This window comes from Pantoea sp. SJZ147, from assembly GCF_007828605.1.
Taxonomy (GTDB): Bacteria; Pseudomonadota; Gammaproteobacteria; order Enterobacterales; family Enterobacteriaceae; genus Pantoea; species Pantoea allii.
The window spans coordinates 66366-87955 of the sequence record NZ_VIVB01000015.1 but is presented as its reverse complement, the minus strand read 5'-3'; the positions used below and the strand labels follow the sequence as shown (position 1 = coordinate 87955).

At 55.0% G+C, this 21590-nt stretch carries 20 protein-coding genes; 13 read left to right on the top strand and 7 right to left on the bottom strand.

Going from position 1 to position 21590, the window contains the following annotated elements; all coding sequences use genetic code 11:
* Window positions 1-116 precede the first annotated feature (116 nt).
* The 3 genes from FBY13_RS20140 (at window position 117) to FBY13_RS20130 (ending at window position 3074) form a co-directional block, all read left to right on the top strand.
* The gene (locus FBY13_RS20140; RefSeq protein ID WP_063880943.1) at window positions 117-923 is read left to right on the top strand and encodes an IclR family transcriptional regulator C-terminal domain-containing protein; all 807 of its coding nucleotides are present in this window, start codon (window positions 117-119) and stop codon (window positions 921-923) included.
* Between the two features lie 77 nt (window positions 924-1000).
* A complete protein-coding gene (metC, locus tag FBY13_RS20135) occupies window positions 1001-2191 on the top strand; it encodes a cystathionine beta-lyase (protein WP_063880944.1) in 1191 nt (396 codons plus the stop codon).
* 220 nt (window positions 2192-2411) lie between these two features.
* Complete coding sequence (locus FBY13_RS20130) at window positions 2412-3074, top strand: DedA family protein (RefSeq protein ID WP_063880945.1); 663 nt, start codon at window positions 2412-2414, stop codon at window positions 3072-3074.
* Between the two features lie 12 nt (window positions 3075-3086).
* Here FBY13_RS20130 and FBY13_RS20125 read toward each other — a convergent pair whose 3' ends face one another.
* On the bottom strand, window positions 3087-3995 hold the full coding sequence (locus tag FBY13_RS20125) for an AraC family transcriptional regulator (protein WP_063880946.1): 909 nt from the start codon (window positions 3993-3995) through the stop codon (window positions 3087-3089).
* A gap of 192 nt (window positions 3996-4187) precedes the next feature.
* Between FBY13_RS20125 and dkgA the strand changes: the two genes are divergently transcribed.
* Window positions 4188-5015, top strand: coding sequence for a 2,5-didehydrogluconate reductase DkgA (gene dkgA, locus FBY13_RS20120; RefSeq protein WP_145394977.1), 828 nt, complete (start codon window positions 4188-4190; stop codon window positions 5013-5015).
* A 503-nt stretch (window positions 5016-5518) separates the two neighbouring features.
* Entirely contained in the window at window positions 5519-6454 is a 936-nt protein-coding gene (locus FBY13_RS20115; RefSeq protein ID WP_096011870.1) for a flagellin, read from the top strand.
* Between the two features lie 64 nt (window positions 6455-6518).
* Here the strand turns inward: FBY13_RS20115 and ftsP are convergent, their stop codons facing one another.
* The 3 genes from ftsP to parC all read right to left on the bottom strand — a co-directional run bounded on the left by ftsP (window position 6519) and on the right by parC (window position 11133).
* Complete coding sequence (ftsP, locus tag FBY13_RS20110) at window positions 6519-7949, bottom strand: cell division protein FtsP (RefSeq protein WP_063880948.1); 1431 nt, start codon at window positions 7947-7949, stop codon at window positions 6519-6521.
* A gap of 127 nt (window positions 7950-8076) precedes the next feature.
* A complete protein-coding gene (locus tag FBY13_RS20105) occupies window positions 8077-8814 on the bottom strand; it encodes a 1-acylglycerol-3-phosphate O-acyltransferase (RefSeq protein ID WP_063880949.1) in 738 nt (245 codons plus the stop codon).
* A gap of 45 nt (window positions 8815-8859) precedes the next feature.
* Entirely contained in the window at window positions 8860-11133 is a 2274-nt protein-coding gene (gene parC, locus FBY13_RS20100; protein WP_063880950.1) for a DNA topoisomerase IV subunit A, read from the bottom strand.
* Between the two features lie 392 nt (window positions 11134-11525).
* Here parC and FBY13_RS20095 point away from each other — a divergent pair, with 392 nt between their 5' ends.
* From FBY13_RS20095 to FBY13_RS20070, 6 genes are all read left to right on the top strand, one after another.
* The gene (locus FBY13_RS20095) at window positions 11526-13088 is read left to right on the top strand and encodes a transcription antiterminator (RefSeq protein ID WP_145394976.1); all 1563 of its coding nucleotides are present in this window, start codon (window positions 11526-11528) and stop codon (window positions 13086-13088) included.
* Between the two features lie 18 nt (window positions 13089-13106).
* A complete protein-coding gene (locus FBY13_RS20090) occupies window positions 13107-13577 on the top strand; it encodes a PTS sugar transporter subunit IIA (RefSeq protein WP_145394975.1) in 471 nt (156 codons plus the stop codon).
* A 22-nt stretch (window positions 13578-13599) separates the two neighbouring features.
* The gene (locus FBY13_RS20085; protein ID WP_096011875.1) at window positions 13600-13914 is read left to right on the top strand and encodes a PTS fructose transporter subunit IIB; all 315 of its coding nucleotides are present in this window, start codon (window positions 13600-13602) and stop codon (window positions 13912-13914) included.
* Window positions 13915-13925: 11 nt separating this feature from the next.
* On the top strand, window positions 13926-15017 hold the full coding sequence (locus FBY13_RS20080) for a PTS fructose transporter subunit IIC (RefSeq protein ID WP_063880954.1): 1092 nt from the start codon (window positions 13926-13928) through the stop codon (window positions 15015-15017).
* Window positions 15018-15026: 9 nt separating this feature from the next.
* Window positions 15027-15878, top strand: a complete 852-nt coding sequence (locus FBY13_RS20075) for a class II fructose-bisphosphate aldolase (protein ID WP_145394974.1) — start codon at window positions 15027-15029, stop codon at window positions 15876-15878.
* 86 nt (window positions 15879-15964) lie between these two features.
* Complete coding sequence (locus tag FBY13_RS20070; protein WP_063880956.1) at window positions 15965-16825, top strand: ketose-bisphosphate aldolase; 861 nt, start codon at window positions 15965-15967, stop codon at window positions 16823-16825.
* 327 nt (window positions 16826-17152) lie between these two features.
* Here the strand turns inward: FBY13_RS20070 and FBY13_RS20065 are convergent, their stop codons facing one another.
* Complete coding sequence (locus FBY13_RS20065; protein ID WP_370513245.1) at window positions 17153-17923, bottom strand: transporter substrate-binding domain-containing protein; 771 nt, start codon at window positions 17921-17923, stop codon at window positions 17153-17155.
* A gap of 154 nt (window positions 17924-18077) precedes the next feature.
* Between FBY13_RS20065 and FBY13_RS20060 the strand changes: the two genes are divergently transcribed.
* Together FBY13_RS20060 and FBY13_RS20055 are read left to right on the top strand one after the other, a co-directional pair.
* Window positions 18078-18659 carry an NAD(P)H-dependent oxidoreductase gene (locus tag FBY13_RS20060; RefSeq protein WP_063880957.1) on the top strand — a complete coding sequence of 194 codons (582 nt, stop codon included), beginning with the start codon at window positions 18078-18080 and terminating at the stop codon, window positions 18657-18659.
* 31 nt (window positions 18660-18690) lie between these two features.
* On the top strand, window positions 18691-18999 hold the full coding sequence (locus FBY13_RS20055; protein ID WP_063880958.1) for a putative quinol monooxygenase: 309 nt from the start codon (window positions 18691-18693) through the stop codon (window positions 18997-18999).
* A 65-nt stretch (window positions 19000-19064) separates the two neighbouring features.
* Here FBY13_RS20055 and parE read toward each other — a convergent pair whose 3' ends face one another.
* Both parE and yqiA read right to left on the bottom strand, forming a co-directional pair.
* A complete protein-coding gene (gene parE, locus FBY13_RS20050) occupies window positions 19065-20960 on the bottom strand; it encodes a DNA topoisomerase IV subunit B (RefSeq protein WP_063880959.1) in 1896 nt (631 codons plus the stop codon).
* A gap of 48 nt (window positions 20961-21008) precedes the next feature.
* A complete protein-coding gene (gene yqiA / locus FBY13_RS20045) occupies window positions 21009-21590 on the bottom strand; it encodes an esterase YqiA (protein WP_145394973.1) in 582 nt (193 codons plus the stop codon).

Here is a 21590-nt window from a genome sequence, read left to right as displayed (position 1 = left end):
CAAACAATACCGATAATCGAAATAGTGTGCGATTATCGGTCAACGACAGACTGAAACGGGGCATTGTGATCGCGCACACAGGCGTGCACGGCTCCAGCTACTCACGGGAGAACATCATGACGGATGAACAACAACCACTGCGCGCTAACAGCGATCCCTGGAAAGGCGATCCCAACTTTATGGCCTCACTGGCGCGGGGACTGGAGGTGCTACAGGCGTTTACGCCACAGCGGCGTCTGATGTCCGTGTCGCAAATCAGCCAGCGTACCGGCATTCCCCGTGCGGCCGTGCGGCGCTGTCTCTATACATTGAGCAAGCTGGGGTTTGTGTATGCGGAGGATGGTAAAAACTTTGAACTGCGTCCGCGTGTGCTCTCTCTGGGTCACAACTGGTTAGGGGCTACGCCGCTGGCGAGCGCCTCACAGCCGGTTTTGCGCCAGCTCAGCCAGACGCTGAACGAATCCTGTTCGATGGCGGTACTGGACGGGGATGACATTCTCTATATCGCCCGTGCGTCAGCATCGCGCATCATGACGATCGACCTGCATATCGGCAGCCGCTTACCGGCCAGCACCACCTCCATGGGAAGAGTGCTGTTAAGTGGGCTTGCCAGCGAACCGCTAAATGATTATCTGGCGCGTTTAACCCAACTGCGTTACACCAGCCACACGCTGGTCAGCAGTAGTGCGCTGCGTGAGGAGCTGGCGCGCGTCAGGCAGCAGGGTTACGCCATCAACGATCAGGAACTGGAAATCGGACTACGATCGCTGGCCGTGCCGCTCAGCGCGCCGGATGGCCGGATCGTGGCCGCCCTGAATGTGGGCGTGCATGCCGGACAGGTTTCCGCCGATATGCTGCGCCAGCACCATTTACCGCTGTTGCAGGAGGCAGCCCGCGAAATCTCGCTGTTGCTGCGGCAATAATCTGTTTAGCCGCTCAACGCCGCTGCTGAATTCGTGGTAACGTGAAGTCTGAGTTGCAAGCGGCAAAGTAGAGAGCTATGACCACGAAAAAAATTGATACCACACTCGTCAGCGCTGGACGCAACAAGCGTTATACCCAGGGTTCGGTGAACGCGGTGATTCAGCGCGCCTCTTCGCTGGTTTTTGATACCGTGGCTGAGAAAAAACGTGCCACCGCAGGGCGTGCGAAGGGCGAGCTGTTTTATGGTCGTCGCGGCACCCTGACACATTTCGCCCTGCAGGATGCCATGACGGAGCTGGAAGGCGGCGCGGGCTGTGTTCTCTACCCTTGCGGCGCGGCAGCCGTCTCCAATGCCATCCTCGCGTTCGTTGAAGCGGGCGACCACATTTTAATGAGTGGGGCGGTTTACGAACCGACTCAGGACTTCTGCACGAAAATACTGAGCAAACTCCAGGTATCCACCACCTGGTTTGATCACTGTATCGGTGGTGACATCGCCGCACTGATTCAACCGAATACCCGCGTGGTTTTCCTGGAATCCCCCGCCTCCATCACGATGGAAGTGCAGGACGTTCCCGCTATCGTCGCGGCGGTGCGCGCTAAAGCGCCCGACGCCATCATTATGATCGATAACACCTGGGCGGCTGGGGTGCTGTTCAGCCCGCTGGCCCTTGGCGTGGATATTTCTATTCAGGCCGGCACGAAATACTTGATTGGTCACAGTGACGCCATGATTGGCACCGCTGTCGCCAACGCCCGCTGCTGGGATCAACTGCGCGAAAACAGCTACCTGATGGGTCAGATGGTGGATGCCGATACGGCTTACATGGCAAGTCGTGGCCTGCGTACGCTTGGCGTGCGCCTGCGCCAGCACGAAGAGAGCGCGTTACAGGTGGCAGAATGGCTTGCTGCGCGACCTGAAGTGGCGCGTGTTAACCATCCGGCACTGCCTTCCTGCCGGGGACATGAATTCTGGCAGCGTGACTTTAACGGCAGCAGCGGTTTATTTTCATTTGTCCTGCAGCAAAAACTCAGCCGTGAACAGCTGGCGAATTACCTCGACCATTTTCATCATTTCAGCATGGCCTATTCATGGGGCGGTTATGAGTCGCTGATTTTAGCCAATCAGCCTGAGGAGCTGGCGGCCATTCGCCCGGCCGGTGGCGTGGACGTCGAGGGCACGCTGATACGGCTCCATATCGGCCTGGAACATGTGGATGATTTACGGGTCGATCTTGAGGCAGGCTTTGATCGCCTGACGCGCTAAAATAGTAAACATGATATAAACCAGGCGCCGACCGTCGTGATATAACACCCGGTCATGGCTGGTTAGCTGTTAACATTCAGTTTATAAAAAAAGTGTTCAGCCAGCAGAAGAACCGCAGCATTTTACCCTTCCACCGCACGCTGTTGCGGTGGTGGAAGTAAGAGGTCAGGCAGGTCTGAACAGAACGAGTAAGTCTTATTGTGACGTAATGGGATAGCTAATGGGTGTTTTACACGAGATTGTGCACGCGCTTTGGCATCAAGACTTCGCCGCGCTGGCCAATCCAGATGTGGTTTGGATCGTCTACAGCGTCATGTTTATGACGCTGTTTCTGGAAAATGGTTTGTTGCCTGCTTCTTTTTTGCCCGGTGACAGTCTGCTACTGCTGGCAGGTGCCATGGTCGCCAAAGGGGTGATGGATTTTTTCCCGACGCTGTTGATTCTGACGACTGCCGCCAGTCTGGGCTGCTGGCTGAGTTATCTGCAAGGACGCTGGCTAGGCAACACGAAACTGGTCAAGAGCTGGCTGATGCAGCTCCCGGCGCAATATCATCAACGCGCATGGAATATGTTTAACCGTCATGGCCTGATGGCGCTGTTGGTTGGCCGCTTTCTGGCTTTTATTCGCACCCTGTTACCGACCATGGCAGGTATATCCGGGCTGTCCAATGGCCGTTTCCAGTTATTTAACTGGCTGAGCGGCCTGCTGTGGGTCGGCATCGTAGTGACCATGGGTTACGGTATCAGCCAGGTGCCCTTTATTAAACGTCACGAAGATCAGGTGATGGCGATCCTGATGATATTACCGATGGTGCTACTGGTGGTAGGACTGGTCGGCAGCATCATCGTTATCTGGAAAAAGCGTCGTCAAAAACACGCCTGAGCATGGGCTGCGTCAGCCGGCGGATTCGGCTACCGTCTGACGCACCCGATTCACTTCTTCTCCCGGCGTCACGCCAAAATAGCGCTTAAACTCTCGTGAAAACTGCGAGGGGCTTTCATAGCCGACGCGCACCGCCGCCACGCTGGCTTTCAGGCCATCATGCAACATCAGTAGCCGCGCCTGATGCAGGCGATAACGTTTAAGGTACTGCAACGGCGACGTCTGCGTCACCGCCTTAAAGTTATGGTGAAACGCCGACACGCTCATATTCACCTCTGCCGCCAGTGCCTCCACGCTGAGATTGTCAGCATAGTGATGTTCAATGCGCCGCACCGCCCGGGCAATCTGGCTGAACTGCGTTTGACGACTGACCAGCGACAGCAGCGCCCCGCCAATCGGCCCGGTCAGCACGTAATAAATAATTTCCCGCACAATGTCCGGTCCCAGCACGCGGGCATCCCGTGGTTGTGTCATCACATCCAGCAGGCGCTCTGCGGCGCATAACATCGGCTCGGTTAGCCAGCCGGCGTGAATACCAGAGGTAAGCGGCTGCGGCTGGAAACCTTCATCATCACCAATCGCCATCAGTAGGTCCTGCAAACTGGCGGTATCCACGTTCAGACACATCCCGGCTAAGGGCTGTTCGGGTGACGCCCAGGTTTCGCACTCGACCGGGAGCGGTACGGTCAGCATCAAATACTTTGTGGCATCGTACTGAAAAACCGTACTGCCGAGATAGCCGGTTTTACTTCCCTGAAACAGGATAACGATGCCGGGCTGATACATGATCGGCGTGCGCGGGCGATACTGACCGGCATAGATCAGCGAGACGTTTTCTACCGGGCACAGCTGTTCGCGCCCGTGGGTCATCAACGTGACCACCTGTTGAGCCAGACGTTGGCACAATGCGTCGTGGGGCATAATCACTCCAGAAAATAAAATAGCAGTTTGCCGCGCACCTGGTTAATTCGCCAGCAAAATGGAGAATCAGGCAAGAAGTTGACAGGATCAGGCAGGGTTATCCTGTGCGGTTCACAAGCAGCCTGCAAATTGTTAGCTAGACTTAAGCACAGCGAAGATTCACTGGTTTACTGCAAATGTAAGGAGCATGTCATGGCAGACCAACCTATTATCAAACTGCACGATGGTAACATGATGCCGCAACTGGGACTTGGCGTGTGGCAAGCCAGCGTCGAAGATGCGCGTCACGCCGTGCTGAAAGCGCTGGAGGTCGGCTATCGTTCCATTGATACCGCCGCCGCGTACAAAAACGAAGAGGCGATTGGTCAGGCGTTACAGGAAACTGACGTCGCGCGTGACGATATCTTTGTCACGACCAAGCTGTGGAACAACGACCAGCAAAATGTCCAGCAGGCGCTGGAAACCAGCCTGGAAAAGCTCAAGCTGGACCAGGTCGATCTGTATCTGATGCACTGGCCGTGCCCGGAAAACGATCACTATGTTGAAGCCTGGAAGAACATGATCGCACTCCAGCAACAGGGCCTGGTTAAAAGCATCGGCGTGTGTAACTTTAATCAGCCGCACCTGAAGCGACTGCTGGAAGAAACGGGCGTGACGCCGGTGATCAACCAGATTGAGCTGCATCCGATGCTGCAACAGCGCACCCTGCATGCATGGAACGCCATGCATCAGATTCAGACAGAATCCTGGAGCCCCCTGGCTCAGGGTGGCGAAGGTGTATTCGATCAGGACATCATCAAATCGTTGGCGAAGAAATACGGTAAAACCCCGGCGCAAATCGTTATCCGCTGGCACCTGGACAGTGGTCTGGTCGTGATTCCAAAATCGGTAACGCCTGCGCGCATTGAAGAGAACTTCAAGGTGTTTGATTTCCGCCTGGATAAGACAGAAATGAGCGAGATTGCCAGGCTGGACAGCGGCAATCGACTGGGGCCAGACCCGGACACGTTCAACGGCTGACCGTCGCCGGCCTTGATTTGACAGGATGGTTTGTACGCATCGCCTCTCCCGGCCGGGAGAGGTTTTTTTATGGCTGCGCGGGAACGGAGAGTTTTAAGATTTCTTAAAATCTGTGTCAAAGGACATCATTGATGATCAGCGTGCGTCCGGCGCATTCGTCTTTCCCGGCACAAGATGAGCGGCTCTCCTGCGCATCGCCACATCCTGCGCCTCGTTAAGTCAAATCCCCCCTCTAAAACCTTGCCTTATCCGGCAGCATTAACGTTATCTGTGCCGTGTAAAAATGGGCTTACCTTGTTGGCGGCCCCGTTTACTATGAGCGCGACAATCTTTGCAACACACCGCCGGAATGACTGACTGTGCCTGTCTGATAACCCGGGTGATAATGATTAACGTTATGACCTTTTAGCCTGGCTCTGCTGCCTGCCCGCAACCCGTTAAAGGGAACGCGGCGTTATGGCGCAGTGAAGTTAAGCGTAACGTCTTCAACCGGGGAGTCTGTCATGTCGGTTATCAATACCAATATCCTGTCATTGATCGTTCAGAATGACCTTTTCATTTCGCAAAACGCAATGTCGACGGCCATTGAACGCCTCTCTTCCGGACTACGCATTAACAGCGCTAAAGATGATGCTGCCGGGATGGCGATTGCTAACCGTCTGACCTCAAGGATCAACGGAATGACGGTTGCCACCCGAAACGCCGGTGATGGCATTTCTCTGTCGCAAACTGCAGAGGGCGCGCTCGATGAAATTAACAACAACCTGCAACGTATACGTGACCTGACAGTACAGGCACAAAATGGAAGCAACTCCGCTGCGGATATCGACTCGATTCAGACCGAAGTGAATCAGCGAATGGAGGAAATTAACCGCATTACGGCGCAAACGGATTTCAATGGCATTAAGGTGCTAAATACCGGCTCGGGTGCGTCAGAGTATCGCTTTCAGGTAGGTGCGGAAGACGGTGAAACTATTAGCATCGATATCGACTCGAGTGACCGGTATAACCTACTGAAAGCGGGAACAACCGGCACGACGCTCAACGTCCGGCAGATGACGTCAGGTGACACCGTCAACGGGGTTGCACGTACGGTTGCTGCGGAAGGTTTCGACGTCCTGAAAGGCGCAGTGACCGGCGGCGCGAACGGGACGGCGACGGGGAAATCGCCTCTGGCTGATATTGACCGGGCGATTCAGTCCGTTGACACGCAACGCAGCCTGATGGGGGCCGACCAGAATCGCTTTCAGTCTGTTATCGCCAACCTGGGGAGCATGGTGACCAACCTCACTGCCGCGCGGAGCCGGATAGAGGATGTTGATTACGCGACAGAAGTGTCGGCGCTGTCACAGGCGCAGATTTTACAGCAGGCCGGTGTGGCGATGCTGGCTCAGGCCAACCAGATGCCCCAGCTGATGCTGCAGCTTCTTCGAACGTAATCTCCGGATGGGACGGGCAGGAGGCACTGTCCTGCCCTGGCGAAGCAAGTGTTTTCCGTCTTCCTTAAGACAGCGTGGGTTGCGTCAGTAACTGGCCTGCCGTACCGCGATCCGCCAGTTCCAGGGTCTGACTGTGGTAGACAAAAGGAAAATGCTCTGACGAACTTTGCGTAAAGCTGACCAGCAGCTCGACGTCGCCGTCCACCCAGACGGTATCTTTCCAACCGCGATCTTCGCCCATCGGCTGGGCACCGTTCACGCTCTTAATCAGGAACATCACGCCCTGAATATGGAAGGATTGCGGACGATCGGCACGAATAATCCAGCGCTCGAACGTGCCCTGCTGGGCGGTGGAGTCGATGCGGTTCATATCCCATACGGCACCGTTGATGCCCGGCATACTGTCGCCAATGCGGAACTCCCGCGTACGCACCGACGCACCGTCCAGAATCTGATCGGCCAGTAAACGCATCGGCAGGTTATCGGTGACCAGCGGCAGCAGGCCGGTAGGCCGTAACGTCAGCACCAGCGTTGAGGTCAGAATCGTGGAGGGTTCAAAGAAACCCCGCAGGCGATCCATAATGCCCGCCGCCGTGCCTGCCGTGATGGAGACTTCATCCCCTTGCGACATATCCACTAAGACTTCGCGCCGCTCGCCCGGTGCCAGGGTTAAGCGCTGTACCGCAACCGGTGACGGCAAGAAGCCCTGATCGCTGGCGATCACCGTAAAGGGGCGGTTATCACTGATGCTCAGTTCATAACGTCGCGCATTGGAGGCGTTCAGCAACCGCAGACGTACCCAACCGCGCGAGACCTCAACAAAAGGATTGCGCACACCGTTGACCAGCAATGTGTCTCCCAGGAAACCGCCCTCGCCCGGCGGGTCATAAACCGGCGTGGCAAAGTTATCCAGCCGTTTGTCCTGAATGATCAGGGGGAAATCGTCCACGCCATAGTGTTTCGGCAGCGGTAACTGCTTGCTGATGTCGTCTTCAATCAGCCACATGCCCGCCAGGCCGTTATACACGTGCGGGGCCATACGATTTGGCGTATTGGCATGATACCAGCAGGTGGCGGCATTCTGGCGAATCGGTAGCACCGGTGCCCAGTCAACGCCGGCTGACATCATACGCGGCGCACCGCCCATCAGTGCACCGGGCACCTGCAGGCCGCTGACCGTCATGGAAACCGGTTCGTTAAGGCGATTGCTGTAGATCAGTTTGACATCATCACCGCTGTACACGCGCACCGTCGGGCCCAGATACATGCCGTTAATGCCCCAGACCGGGACTTTATTGTTATCACCGTTAAACGACCAGTGGCTGCGCTGCAGGGTTAAAAACAGCGGCTGACCACGGCGCGATTCCAGTAGCGGTGGAACAGGAAGCGGCGTGTCACCACGCGCAGACGCGGCACGCGCCGCATGAGGCATAACCGTGGCACTGAGCGCCACACCGGCAGAAAGCTGGATAAACTGACGTCTGCTGAAAGACATTGAATTTCAGACCTTTTACGCGTGGCGCTGAAACGCCAACTCTGTTTTTATTGCTGTGCTGCGTACACGGCGAGCGAAACCCGCCGTGGGGCATCCATGCAGAATAGTCCGACAAAGGACTTATCGGTTAGATTTTACCGTTTTTTTCACGTTCTTCGACTTCGGCGTTCAGCTCTTCCAGCTTTGCCGCCATTAATTCACGACAGTGCGTCGCCAGTTTACGGACTGAAGTGGCCTCAAATTGTTTGACGTCCACCGGCGGCAGCATCTCTACAATCACCAGTCCGTTTTTCAGGCGGTTGAGGTTAATTTTGCCGTGAGTATTCGAGACCACAATCGGAATGACCGGCACGCCCGCCGCAACGGCGGCATGAAATGCCCCGGTTTTGAACGGTAATAATCCGCGACCGCGGCTGCGCGTGCCCTCTGGAAACATCCAGAATGAGATGCGCTTTTTATTAAACTGATCCACCAGCTCACCAATCGTACCGTGTGCTTTGGCGCGGTTGTCACGATCGATCAGCAGGTTACCGGCCAGCCAGTAAAGCTGCCCAAAAAAGGGTATCCATAACAGGCTTTTTTTACCCACGGTGACCGTCGTGGGCTGCACAATCTTGGCTGCCGTCACCATATCGTAGTTGTTCTGATGGTTAGCGATGTAAATCGCGTTGCCATAGTTTTCCGCGCCTTCGGGGCGGCGAAGCTCTACTTTAAGGCCAAACAGGGTCGATAATTTGCCAAACAGGTGACCAAAGGTCGCGACGTGGCGCGGGTTACGTGGCGAGAACAGACACCAGATGCACCCGAAAATACTTAACAGGGTTGAATAAATCACGACGATAATAGTACGTAATATCAGTAACATAGTTTCCTCAATATGACACGACTGGCCATCAGCCAGCCGGGTGAATTACGCGTCGCTGTCGGCGCTGTCAGGACGTGCCGGTGCATCCAGTTCGACCCGATCAATTTTCTGCAGGCCACGCGGCAGCAACGTGCCACGACGGCCGCGATCGGCACGGAACTTCTGCAACTCTTCACTGCGTAACAGCAGCTTGCGTTTGCCAACGTGCAGCGTAATCGCACTGCCCGGTGGCAGTATCATCAGCCAGGCCAGTTTATCGACTCCCGCTGCGGCATCCGCCGACGGAATGGAGATAATCTTGTTGCCTTTGCCCTTCGACATTTGCGGCAGCTCGCCTACCGGGAACATTAACATCCTGCCGGCCTGCGTAATGGCCAGCAACATGTCGTCTTCGTGATGCACGGCCATTGGCGTCATCACGCGCGCATTCTCAGGCAGGGTCAGCAGCGCTTTGCCCGCACGGTTGCGCGAAATCAGATCGTTGAAGGTACAGATAAAACCATATCCGGCATCAGAAGCCATGAGCAAACGCTGCTCTTCTGGCTCCATCAGCACCTGTTCAACGACAGCACCCGGCGGTGGCGTCAGCTTACCGGTTAGCGGCTCGCCCTGACCCCGTGCCGACGGCAGCGAGGTGGGATCGAGCGTATAGCTGCGTCCGGTTGAATCGATAAAGGCGACGGGTTGATTACTCTTACCGCGCGCCGCCGCCAGATAGCTGTCACCGGCTTTGTAGCTCAGCCCTGCCGGATCGATATCATGCCCTTTGGCACTGCGCACCCAGCCCATCTGCGACAGGACAATGGTGACAGGCTCGGAGGGAACCAGCTCAGTTTCGCTGAGTGCTTTGGCTTCTTCACGCTCACGCAATGGTGAGCGGCGATCGTCGCCAAAACTGTTGCTGTCGGCCTGCAGTTCTTTTTTCAGCAGCGTGTTCATTTTGCGTTCGGACGCCAGAATCGACTGCAGCTGATCGCGCTCTTTTTCCAGTTCGCTCTGCTCGCCGCGAATCTTCATCTCTTCCAGCTTCGCTAAATGGCGCAGCTTGAGCTCAAGGATCGCTTCGGCCTGGGTTTCACTGATCTCAAAGCGCGACATCAGTACCGGTTTCGGCTCATCCTCAGTACGGATGATGTGAATCACTTCGTCGATATTGAGGAAGGCCACCAGCAAACCGTCAAGAATATGCAGGCGACGCAGCACGCGATCTAACCGGTAGTTCAGACGGCGACGCACGGTGTCGCGGCGGAACACCAACCATTCCGACAGGATCTCCAGCAGGTTTTTCACCGCCGGACGGTTATCCAGCCCGATCATGTTGAGGTTAATGCGGTAGCTTTTTTCCAGGTCAGTGGTGGCGAACAGGTGGTTCATGACCTGATCCAGATCGACGCGATTGGATCGCGGTACGATCACCAGTCGGGTGGGGTTTTCGTGATCGGATTCGTCACGCAGATCCTCTACCATCGGCAACTTTTTGTTGCGCATCTGGTTGGCGATCTGCTCCAGCACGCGTGCGCCCGACACCTGATGCGGCAGCGCAGTGATCACCACTTCACCCTCTTCTTTCTTCCACACCGCACGCTGGCGAACCGAGCCGCGTCCGTTTTGGTAGATTTTACGGATCTCTTCACGCGGCGTAATGATCTCAGCTTCGGTCGGGAAATCCGGTCCCTGCACGATCTCCAGCAGCGCATCCAGGCTGGTTTTGGGATCGTCAATCAGGGCAATAGCGGCCTGGGCGACTTCACGCAAATTGTGCGGCGGAATATCGGTTGCCATGCCCACGGCGATGCCGGTGGTGCCGTTCAGCAGAATATTCGGCAGCCGCGCCGGCAGCATCTTCGGCTCCTGCATGGTGCCATCAAAGTTTGGCACCCAGTCGGCCGTGCCCTGACCCAGCTCGCCCAGCAGCACTTCGGCATATTTAGACAGGCGCGATTCGGTGTAACGCATGGCGGCAAAGGATTTGGGATCGTCCGGTGCCCCCCAGTTCCCCTGACCATCGACCAGCGGATAGCGGTAGGAAAAAGGCTGCGCCATCAGCACCATGGCTTCATAGCAGGCGCTGTCGCCATGAGGATGGTATTTACCCAGCACGTCACCCACGGTACGGGCGGATTTTTTAAATTTGGCTGTGGCGTTCAGTCCCAGCTCTGACATCGCAAAGACAATGCGGCGCTGCACGGGCTTTAAACCGTCGCCAATGTAAGGCAGCGCGCGGTCCATGATGACGTACATGGAGTAATTTAAGTACGCATTCTCAGTAAACGTATGCAGGGCAAGACGCTCTGCACCATCCTGCGTCAATTCGCTCATTAAGTCCTCATCCTCACATCGTGACCCGCAACGGCGGATCACCCGGCGGTTGTTTGGCGAGGATAGTACCTTATTCGCGGGTGTTAGTCACAGTCCTGACGCAGTCAGCTCAGGGTTTTTTCCCTGTTTATTGCATGCCAAAAACGACGCTCCAGACAAAATGCTCAGCATCTTATTTCTAATAGTTTGTGACCGCGCTCGCAATTAATCACTGGCGAACGTCGCGCGTATTAATCCTGTCCTGCTTCCGGGACAACATTTAGTATTGTTGATTCGCCTTTCTCGCCCTACATTCCCTTTCATCGACATCAGGTTATTTTATTTTTATGCCAGGTTGGATTAAACGAATTGCCACTTAAGCACCGCTAACGAAATAATAGACAGGTGACTGAATGCAGAATCTGACTTCACGACAACATCGCTTACTGAAATTACTGCTACAGGCCGGCACGCCGCTGGCTTTAACGCAATTAGCCCAGCAGTTGAGCGTGTCGGAAAAAAGTATTTATCGCGATTTACAGCGCCTGGAAATCTGGCTGAGTGACTGGCAGGTGCCGTTGATCAAGCTGCCCGGACGCAGTGTGATGCTGCAAACCGACGACAGAGAGCAACGCCTGCTTTTACAGCAGCACCTCGCCAGTGAAGAAAACTGGTCTGAGGGGCTAAGCAACAATGCACGCCGGGTGAAAATTCTGTCGCAGCTGCTGAGGGATGCCCCGCGAGAAACCTCAATCAGTAAATTATCTGAACGTTATTTCATCAGCCATGCCTCTATCGTCAACGATTTAAAGGTGATTGAAGAGTGGCTGCAGCCGCTGGAACTCCAGGTCGTGCGCAGTCAGAGCGGCACCCATGTGGAAGGCAGCGAACAGGCATTGCGCCAGGCAATGGTATCGCTGATTAACGATGTTATGCAGCATAACGTTGGCAGTAATACGCCGTTGCCACGGCTGGACCCGGGCAGTTACCAGGCGCTGATTCACTATTTTGGCGAAGAAGATGTGGCCTTTGTGCAGACCTTACTGCAGCACATGGAGCAGCAACTTGGCTATCCCCTGAGCGATGCCTACTACATCAATCTGTCGACCCACATCCTGATCATGATCCACCGCATGTCGCAGGGTAAGGCCTTATCCCTGCCGCTGGCGCTGAGCGCCCAGGAAATGGACAACCGTATCCTGAAGATTGCCCGGCAAATGGTGGTACAGATTGAACAACGTTTAGGACAGTCAGTACCGGCTGATGAGATCGGATTTATTTATCAGTACATTATTTCTTCCGGCATTGTTGTTGAGGAACGCGGTAGCGATATGCTGCCGCAATATCAATTTTCGAATAAAGAATCGCGCAATATAACGCTTGAATTAATTCACTGTTTCTCAGATCTCATTCAACAGGATCTCACCACCGATCCTTTATTATTTGAAGGTTTACTTTTTCATATTAAGCCATTACTTAACCGGCTTAAATATCATATTCGTATTCGCAATCCGTTACTGGATGATATTAAAACCGAGCTGAGTGAAATTTTTACGCTGACGCAGCGGGCCATGCAGATTACCGCGACACGTTTTCATTATGCGTCCATCGCTGATGATGAAGTGGGTTATTTGTGTGTTCATTTTCAGGCTGCGCTGGAACGGCAAATCGCCCACAAACGTATTCTGCTGGTGTGTTCCAGCGGCGTGGGCACTTCGCATCTCCTTAAGAGCCGTATTCTGCGCGCGTTCCCGGACTGGATTATTGCGGGCGTCATTTCTGCCAGTAACCTGGGCGATTTTTGCCAGCAAGAGCCGGTGGACCTGGTGATTTCTACCATTCATCTTGATATCGCGACGTTTCCAACCGTGTATGTGACCGCGTTTTTCAATGACGACGACATTCGTCGTGTGACTGACGCCATGATTGGCAGCCAACTGCCGCAGGCCGTTAACAGCGTCCTGGCTGAACATTAACTGAATGAGGTCTGACAGATGGATATTTCTCGCATTCTTACGCCGCGCCGCGTCAATCTCAACCTGCAAGCCAGCAGTAAAGAGGAGGCGATTGTTGAACTGACCGATTTGCTGTTCAGTGACGACGCCATCAGCGATAAAGCGGCTTTTATCAAGGACGTCTGGCTACGTGAAGCGGAAGGATCGACAGGGTTTGAAAACCATATTGCCATTCCGCACGGTAAATCGTCAGCCGTTAAACAAACCACATTAGCCATTGGGCGTAGCCAACAGGATATTCCGTGGGAAACGCTGGATGGCAGTAAGGTGCGCTGCATTATCCTGTTTGCCGTGCGTCTTGAAGATCAAAATACTCCCCATATTCGCCTGCTGTCCCAGGTGGCCAGTGCGCTGGCCGATGATGAGGTGATAGCGCAGTTGCTGGTGGAAAATGACCCCAGCGAAATCATTCGGCTGTTCAGTCAGTACGCCGAAACCGACCTCTGTTAATCCTACACGTCCGAGGTAGACCATGAACATCGTCTGTGTTGCCGCCTGTACGGCGGGCATCGCGCATACCTACATTGCGCGCGAAAAACTGATCAAGGGTGCACATGCCCTTGGTCACACCATCCACGTGGAAACGCAGGGCACCATTGGTACCGAAAATGCCCTGGATGCCGACACCATCGCCGCCGCCGATGTGGTCATTCTGGCGGTAGACGTGAAGATCAACGGTGAAGAACGCTTTCGCGGCAAACCGATCGTCAGGGTGAAAACCGAAGTGGTGATCAAGTCGCCGATCAAGTTTCTGGAAAAAGTGGCGGATTCACTGGCGCGCGCCTGAGGAGATCCACAATGAACGATAACAAAAGACAGTATGGGCAGGAGATCAAAGGCCATCTGTTGACCGGGATCTCCTGGATGATCCCGCTGATTGTCGCCGCCGGGATCTGTATCGCCCTGGGCCAGGTGATCGGCGGACCGGACGTTGGCAAACATCCCGGCACGATAGCCTGGATGTTGAACCAGATGGGCGGCTGGGGCATGGGATTGATCGTGCCGTTGATCAGCGCCGCCATCGCCTATTCAATTGCCGACAGGCCTGGCTTTGCACCCGGTTTAATCGTGGGCTTTATCTGCGGTCAGATCGGCACCGGCTTTATCGGCGGCATCCTGGGTGGCTTCCTGGTGGGTTATACGGTGATTCTGCTGCGGCGCACTATCCGGTTGCCACAGTCGATGCAGGGGCTGATGCCCATCATGGTGTTGCCCGTGCTGAGCACCATTATCGCCGGACTTCTGATGATGACCTTTATCGGCCAACCCATCGTCTGGCTACAGAAGGCGTTGATTGCGCTGCTGGAATCCATGCAAGGCGGTTCTAAATTCGTCATGGGGGCGATTCTTGGGGCGATGGCGACCTTCGACTTCGGCGGCCCGGTGAATAAAACCATGTCGCTGTTTGCGGATGGCATGCTGGTCGACGGCATTTATGGACCGGAAGCGGTCAAATTTGTCGGCTCGATGATCCCCCCTTTTGGTATCACCCTTTCCTGGTTGTTAACCCGCCATAAGTACACCCGCGCGGAAAAAGAAGCGCTGAAGGCGGCCTTTCCGATGGGGATCTGCATGATCACCGAAGGTGTGATCCCGATAGCTGCCCGCGATCTGTTTCGTGTCGTCGGCAGCTGTGTGGTGGCGTCCGCCGTCGCCGGTGGGCTGATTATGGTCTGGGGCGTCGAAGCGCCTGTGCCTCATGGCGGTATGTTCGTGGTTCCCCTCTTTACCAAACCCTGGCTGTTCTGTCTGGCGCTCGGTATCGGCAGCACGATCTGTGGCGTGATGTTATCGCTGCTGAAAAAGCCGGTCACCGAAGCCGACGAGGAGTTTGACGATGTGGAAGACCACAGCGTTCGCGATGACGACATTAAATTCACACTGGAATAAGGAGTGCGTATGTACGCGGCAATGAATGACCTGATAGCGCAGGCCGCCCGTCACCAATACGCGGTACTGGCCATCAACTGTTTTAACCTGGAAAGCGCCCGTGCGGCCGTGCAGGCGGCGGAGGAGCAACGTGCGCCCCTGATCCTGAATGTTTATCAGGGACACAGTCGTCATTTTCCGCCCGCTGTTGCCGTGCCGCTGGTTCAGGCGCTGGTGGCGGATGCCAGCGTGCCGGTCGCCCTGGCGCTCGACCATGGGACAGACTTTGCGCTGATTGGGCAGGCCTTTCGCGCCGGTTTTACCGGGCTGATGATCGATGCCTCTTCCGAGCCATTGGCAGAAAATATTCGCCAGACGGCAAAGGTGGTCGAGATGGCTCACACCGCTGGCGTTTGTGTGGAAGGCGAACTGGGGCATATCGCCGATGCCCCAACTTATGCGCTGGCGGACGCCACGGTAAAAATGACACAGGTGGCGGATGTGCTGCCCTTTCTGGAACAAACGGGCATCGATCTGTTAGCGGTGTCGGTTGGTACCGCGCACGGGCTCTATCCCGCTGGCGTCAAACCGCAAATCGACTTTCAGCGTCTGGCTGAACTGCATGCCGTCTCGCCGGTCCCCCTTGCGCTTCACGGCGGCAGCGGAACGCCTGCGGAGGCGATTCGTCGCGTCAGTCAGCACGGCGTCGCCAAGATTAACGTCGGTGCAGCCGTTTTTGATGCCGGCAAGCAGGCGATCCAACAGGCGCTTAAACAGCATCCTTCTGCTGAACTGCCTGACCTGATGGCGCTGATGGCGTCCGCCTGTCGCGCAGTCGTGCATGACTATCTGAGCTTCTCCGGCTCCGCGAATCAGATCTGATTTTTTTCTGCTGTAACCCGGTGCGCGTCGCTGAACGTCAGCGCAGGGCATCCCTTTGTCGTAAAACAAGCTGAGGAAGATTTAACATGTTGATTTCAATGAAAGAGATGTTAAGCCCCACCCGTCAACACCGCTTTGCTATAGGCGCATTTAACGTGGCTGACAGCTGTTTTATCCGCGCGGTGGTGGAAGAAGCCGAAGCCACCGATACCCCGGCCATTATCTCTATTCATCCCAGCGAACTGGAGTTCGTGACGGATGCGTTTTTTGGCTATGTGCGGGAGCGCACCCTGAAAAGCCGCGTGCCTTTTACCCTGCATCTGGATCATGGCGCTTCGGTTGCCCATGTGTTGCGGGCCATCCAGTGTGGCTTTACATCGGTCATGATTGATGGCTCGCTCCTGCCCTATGAAGAAAACGTGGCGCTGACCAAAGAAGTGGTGAAACTGGCCCATGCGGTGGGCGTTTCCGTGGAAGGCGAACTGGGCACCATTGGCGATACCGGTACGTCGGTAGAAGGTGGCGTCAGTAAGGTGATTTATACCGAGCCGGCGCAGGCGGAAGATTTTGTGCAGCGCACTGGCGTGGATACCTTAGCGGTGGCAATAGGCACGGCGCACGGTATTTATCCCAAAGATATGAAACCGGAACTGCAAATGCACATCCTGCGGGATATCTCGCAACGCGTGTCCATTCCGCTGGTGCTGCACGGCGGTTCGGCAAATCCGGATGCGGAAGTGGCTGAAGCGGTTACGCTGGGCGTGGGTAAAATCAATATCTCCAGCGATATGAAATATGCCTACTTCCAGAAAGTCCGCGAAGTCTTAACCCGTGAAACCTGGTGGGACCCTAACGTTATCTATCCCGAAGCGATTGAAGCCGCTAAAGCGGTGATCCGCTACAAAATGAATTTGTTTGGCGGACTGGGAAAAGCGTCGCTGTATTGAGTACTGAAGGGTAAAAATGTGTGGTTGGTGTTCCGTGCGGTTCCCACCGCCACGGTATCGGATCTGACGTCCTCGCGCCGCTAACGCGGTGCCTTCGCGGCGTTCGTCAGCCTGACGAACCAGCGGAGACGGTACTTCCTGTACCGGCTCCGCTTTTTGCCCGCGTCCTGCGGGCAAATTCTGGCTTCCTCGCTCTGCTCAGCGCTGCGAATTGTCTGTTCCGCTCCCGTGGCGGTGGGCACAGTGACGCATGTGCGCCGTTTCGGACGGCTATCTGCAGTTTTGAAGCCCGGCGTTAACACATCAGGGGAACCCCCTGCTTTCTCCTTACTTCATCACACCCATCCACTGCTGGGCGATCTGCGCATATTCCCCGGTCGCGGTGCTCAGATGCAGCCACTGATCGACATACTGCTTCCAGCTCATATCATCACGCGGAATCATATAGGCCTTTTCGCCATACTGGAGCGGTTTATCCGGGTTGAGCGCACATAACGTCGGAAAGCGTTTTTGCTGGTACAGCGCCTCGGAGGCATCGGTGATCATCACATCGGCTTTGTTGTCCACCAGCTGCTGGAAGATGGTCACGTTATCGTGAAACAGCGTTAACGAGGCCTGAGGTAAGTGGCTGTGAACAAACGCCTCGTTCGTGCCCCCTGCTGGCTCAACCAGACGCACGCTGGACTGGTTCATCTGTTCGACCGTCTGGTACTTCGTTTTATCCGCACAACGCACCAGCGGAATTTTACCGTCCACGCCCAACGGCTGCGCAAACCAGGCGGTCTGCTGGCGCTTCAGCGTGACCGATACGCCACCCAGGGCGATATCGCACTGCTTAGCCAGAAAGTCCTGCGTCAGGGTTTTCCAGGTCGTGGGAACCCACTGCACCTTCGCCCCAAGTGATGCCGCCAGCGACTGGGCCATACTGATATCCAGCCCCTCATAGCTGCCATCAGGTTTCAGAAAGCTGTAAGGCTTGTAGTCCCCGGTGGTGCAGACTTTGAGGGTTTTACTGCTGAGGATGGTGTCCAGACGAGACTCGGCCTGAGCGCCGGTCGCCGCCAGCAGTAACATGATTACGAGTGTTTTTTTCATCATTATATTTTTTTCGAAGATGGGTTTGCGCCGTTATGGTGACATAACCCCGCTGGTTATTGCGCTATTCGCAAAAGTGTTGTGATCATTCTCGCATTTTTCTCCGGCACGTCTCCCCCTAAGCTATCCCCATTGACGTATAGGGGAGAGAAGCTGAATGAGTAAAATTTTAATTATCGATGGCGGTAAAACCTTCGCCCATTCTAAAGGCGAGCTGAATCATACACTGACCGATGTGGCCGCCAGCCAACTGCGTGATCTGGGCCATGAAGTGACGATTACCGTTGCCGACAGCGATTATGTCGTGGCCGAAGAAGTGCAAAAATATGTCGACAGTGACGTGGTCATTTACCAAATGCCGGGCTGGTGGATGGGCGAGCCCTGGACCGTGAAACGTTACATTGATGAGGTTTTCACCGAAGGCCACGGTAAGCTTTACGCCAGCGATGGACGCACACGTGCTGACGACGCCAAAAAATACGGTTCAGGCGGGCTGATTCAGGGCAAAAAATATATGCTGTCCCTCACCTGGAACGCGCCCCTCGAGGCTTTTACCGACCCCGAGCAGTTCTTTGAAGGCGTTGGCGTAGACGGACTCTATCTGCATTTCCACAAGGCGAATCAGTTCCTGGGTATGGAAGCATTGCCGACCTTTATCTGTAACGACGTGATGAAACAGCCTGATGTCCCACGCGATATTGCACGTTATCGCACGCACCTCAGCGAGATTTTTGCTTAAATAGCGTTTCATCCAGAAAGAGGAAAAGTGAATGTTAACCGTCGTTGCTGAAATTTGTGTAAAACCAGGCTGTCGTCAGAAAGTGCTGGATGCGTTTCACCAGGTGATTCCTACCGTGCTGGAAGAAGAAGGCTGTCACCAGTACAGCCCTCTGGTCGATCATCAGGCGCAGGTGCCGTGGAAGCACAATTCACCCGATTCGGTTTTTATGCTGGAGCAGTGGGAAACGCTACGCCATCTTGATCAACATCAGCAGATGCCGCATATGGAAGCCCATCGTACTGCGATTAAAGACTATGTGACGGACGTGAAAATTCTGGTGCTTGAGCCGGGTAAATAATTTTTTGCGGCGCTTACATGAAAAAGCCCCGGCGATGGCCGGGGCTTTTTGCATCTGGCGGCGAACTACACTTCAATGTCCGCTTTATCGCCTTTTTCCTGTAACCAGTTGCGGCGGTCTTCGGAACGCTTTTTCGCCAGCAGCATATCCATGACCCGCAAGGTCTGGTCAATATCATCGTCACTGATGGTGAGCTGTACCAGACGTCGCGTATTGGGATCGAGCGTGGTTTCGCGTAGCTGCAGCGGGTTCATTTCACCCAGCCCTTTAAAACGCTGCACGTTTGGCTTGCCCTTCTTGCGCTTCAGTTGCTCCAGCACGCCCTCTTTCTCGTCTTCATCCAGCGCGTAATACACTTCTTTGCCCAGATCGATACGATAAAGTGGCGGCATCGCCACATAGACGTGGCCATTTTTTACCAGCGTGCGGAAGTGCTTCACAAACAGAGCGCAGAGCAATGTGGCAATGTGCAGTCCATCCGAGTCGGCATCCGCAAGAATACAGACTTTACCGTAGCGCAGCTGAGACAGGTCTTCACTGTCGGGATCGATACCGATCGCCACCGAAATATCATGCACCTCCTGCGAGGCCAGCACTTCATCAGATGAGACTTCCCAGGTATTCAGGATCTTACCTTTAAGTGGCATGATCGCCTGATATTCACGATCGCGCGCCTGCTTCGCCGATCCGCCTGCCGAATCCCCTTCCACCAGGAACAGCTCGGTTTTATTCAGATCCTGCGCGGTACAGTCCGCCAGTTTTCCTGGCAGGGCCGGGCCGCTGGTCAGTTTTTTACGCACCACTTTCTTGGCCGCACGCATACGGCGCTGGGCGCTGGAAATCGCCAGCTCCGCCAGCTGTTCCGCTGCCTGCACGTTCTGGTTCAGCCACAGGCTGAAAGCATCTTTTACTACGGCAGACACAAAGGCCGCGCACTGGCGCGAGGACAAACGCTCTTTTGTCTGCCCTGCAAACTGCGGGTCCTGCATTTTCACTGACAGCACATAGGCGCAGCGATCCCAAATATCCTCCGCAGACAGCTTAACGCCGCGCGGCAGAATATTGCGGTATTCGCAAAATTCACGCATGGCATCCAGCAAGCCCTGGCGCAGCCCATTCACATGGGTACCGCCCTGCATGGTGGGAATCAGGTTGACATAGCTTTCCGTCAGCAGCTCACCGCCTTCCGGCAGCCACAGTAACGCCCAGTCAACCGCTTCAATATCACCGGCAAAGGTGCCGACAAAGGGTTTTTCCGGCAACGTCGGCAGGCCATTCACGGCTTCACACAGGTAATCGGTCAGGCCATCGTCATAGCACCAGCGCTGTTCGGTATTGTTTAGCTTGTCTTTAAAGACAATTTCCACGCCCGGACACAGCACGGCTTTGGCTTTAAGCAGATGGGATAAGCGGGATACCGAGAAACGCGGGCTGTCAAAGAAGTGCTCGTCCGGCCAGAAATGGACGCTGGTACCCGTGTTGCGCTTGGCAACGGTGCCCGTTACCGTAAGATCCTGCACTTTGTCGCCATTTTCGAAGGCGATAAAATAGATCTCGCCATTACGGCGCACGTTGACTTCAACACGTTTGGACAGGGCGTTAACCACCGAAATGCCGACGCCATGCAGGCCACCGGAAAACTGGTAGTTTTTATTCGAGAATTTGCCGCCCGCATGCAGCCGGCACAGAATAAGCTCCACGGCCGGGACGCCTTCTTCCGGATGGATATCCACCGGCATGCCACGGCCATCGTCGATGACTTCCAGCGACTGATCGGCATGTAAAATCACTTCTACGCGCCTGGCATGGCCCGCCAGTGCCTCATCGACACTGTTATCAATCACTTCCTGACCTAAGTGGTTAGGCCGCGTCGTATCGGTATACATTCCCGGGCGACGGCGAACCGGCTCAAGGCCAGTCAGGACCTCAATGTCACCCGCATTATAGCTTGATTGACTCATGGTAACTGTCTGATTAGAAGAAGAAAATGGTTGCGATTTCCGCGTTACTCAAGAGTGATTCAGGCCCAGAAAGTCCAGAATTTGCGGGAAATGGCGCTCGAATCCAGTGAATGCATGATTTCCGCCCTCTTCCACCGTATGACGACACGCGCTGTAATAGTCGAGCGCCTGGCGGTAATCGAGCACTTCATCGCCGGTTTGTTGCAGCAACCACAATAAATCAGGTGCTTCCAGCTGTTCAATCTGCATCACTTTCAGATCGTAAATGTGGCGAGACTCTAACACATATTGCTGGCCGGTGTAGGGATTCTGATTTTCCCCTAAAAAATCCACCAGCAACTCAAATGGCCGCACGGCGGGATTGACGACCACCGCAGGCAACATAAAGCACTGTGACAGCCAGGTCGCGTAATAACCGCCCAGGGAGGAGCCTACCAGCCCCATATCGCGCCCGCTGTTGCTCAGCACAATATCTTCCAGCATCGCGGCGGCATCGGCCGGAAACGTGGGAAGCTGCGGCACAATCATCTCAATATCAGGATGGTTGTGGCTCAGCCACTGTTTAAACAACGTGGCTTTTGCTGAAAGCGGTGAACTGTTAAAGCCGTGCAGGTAAAGCAGTGCCTTCAT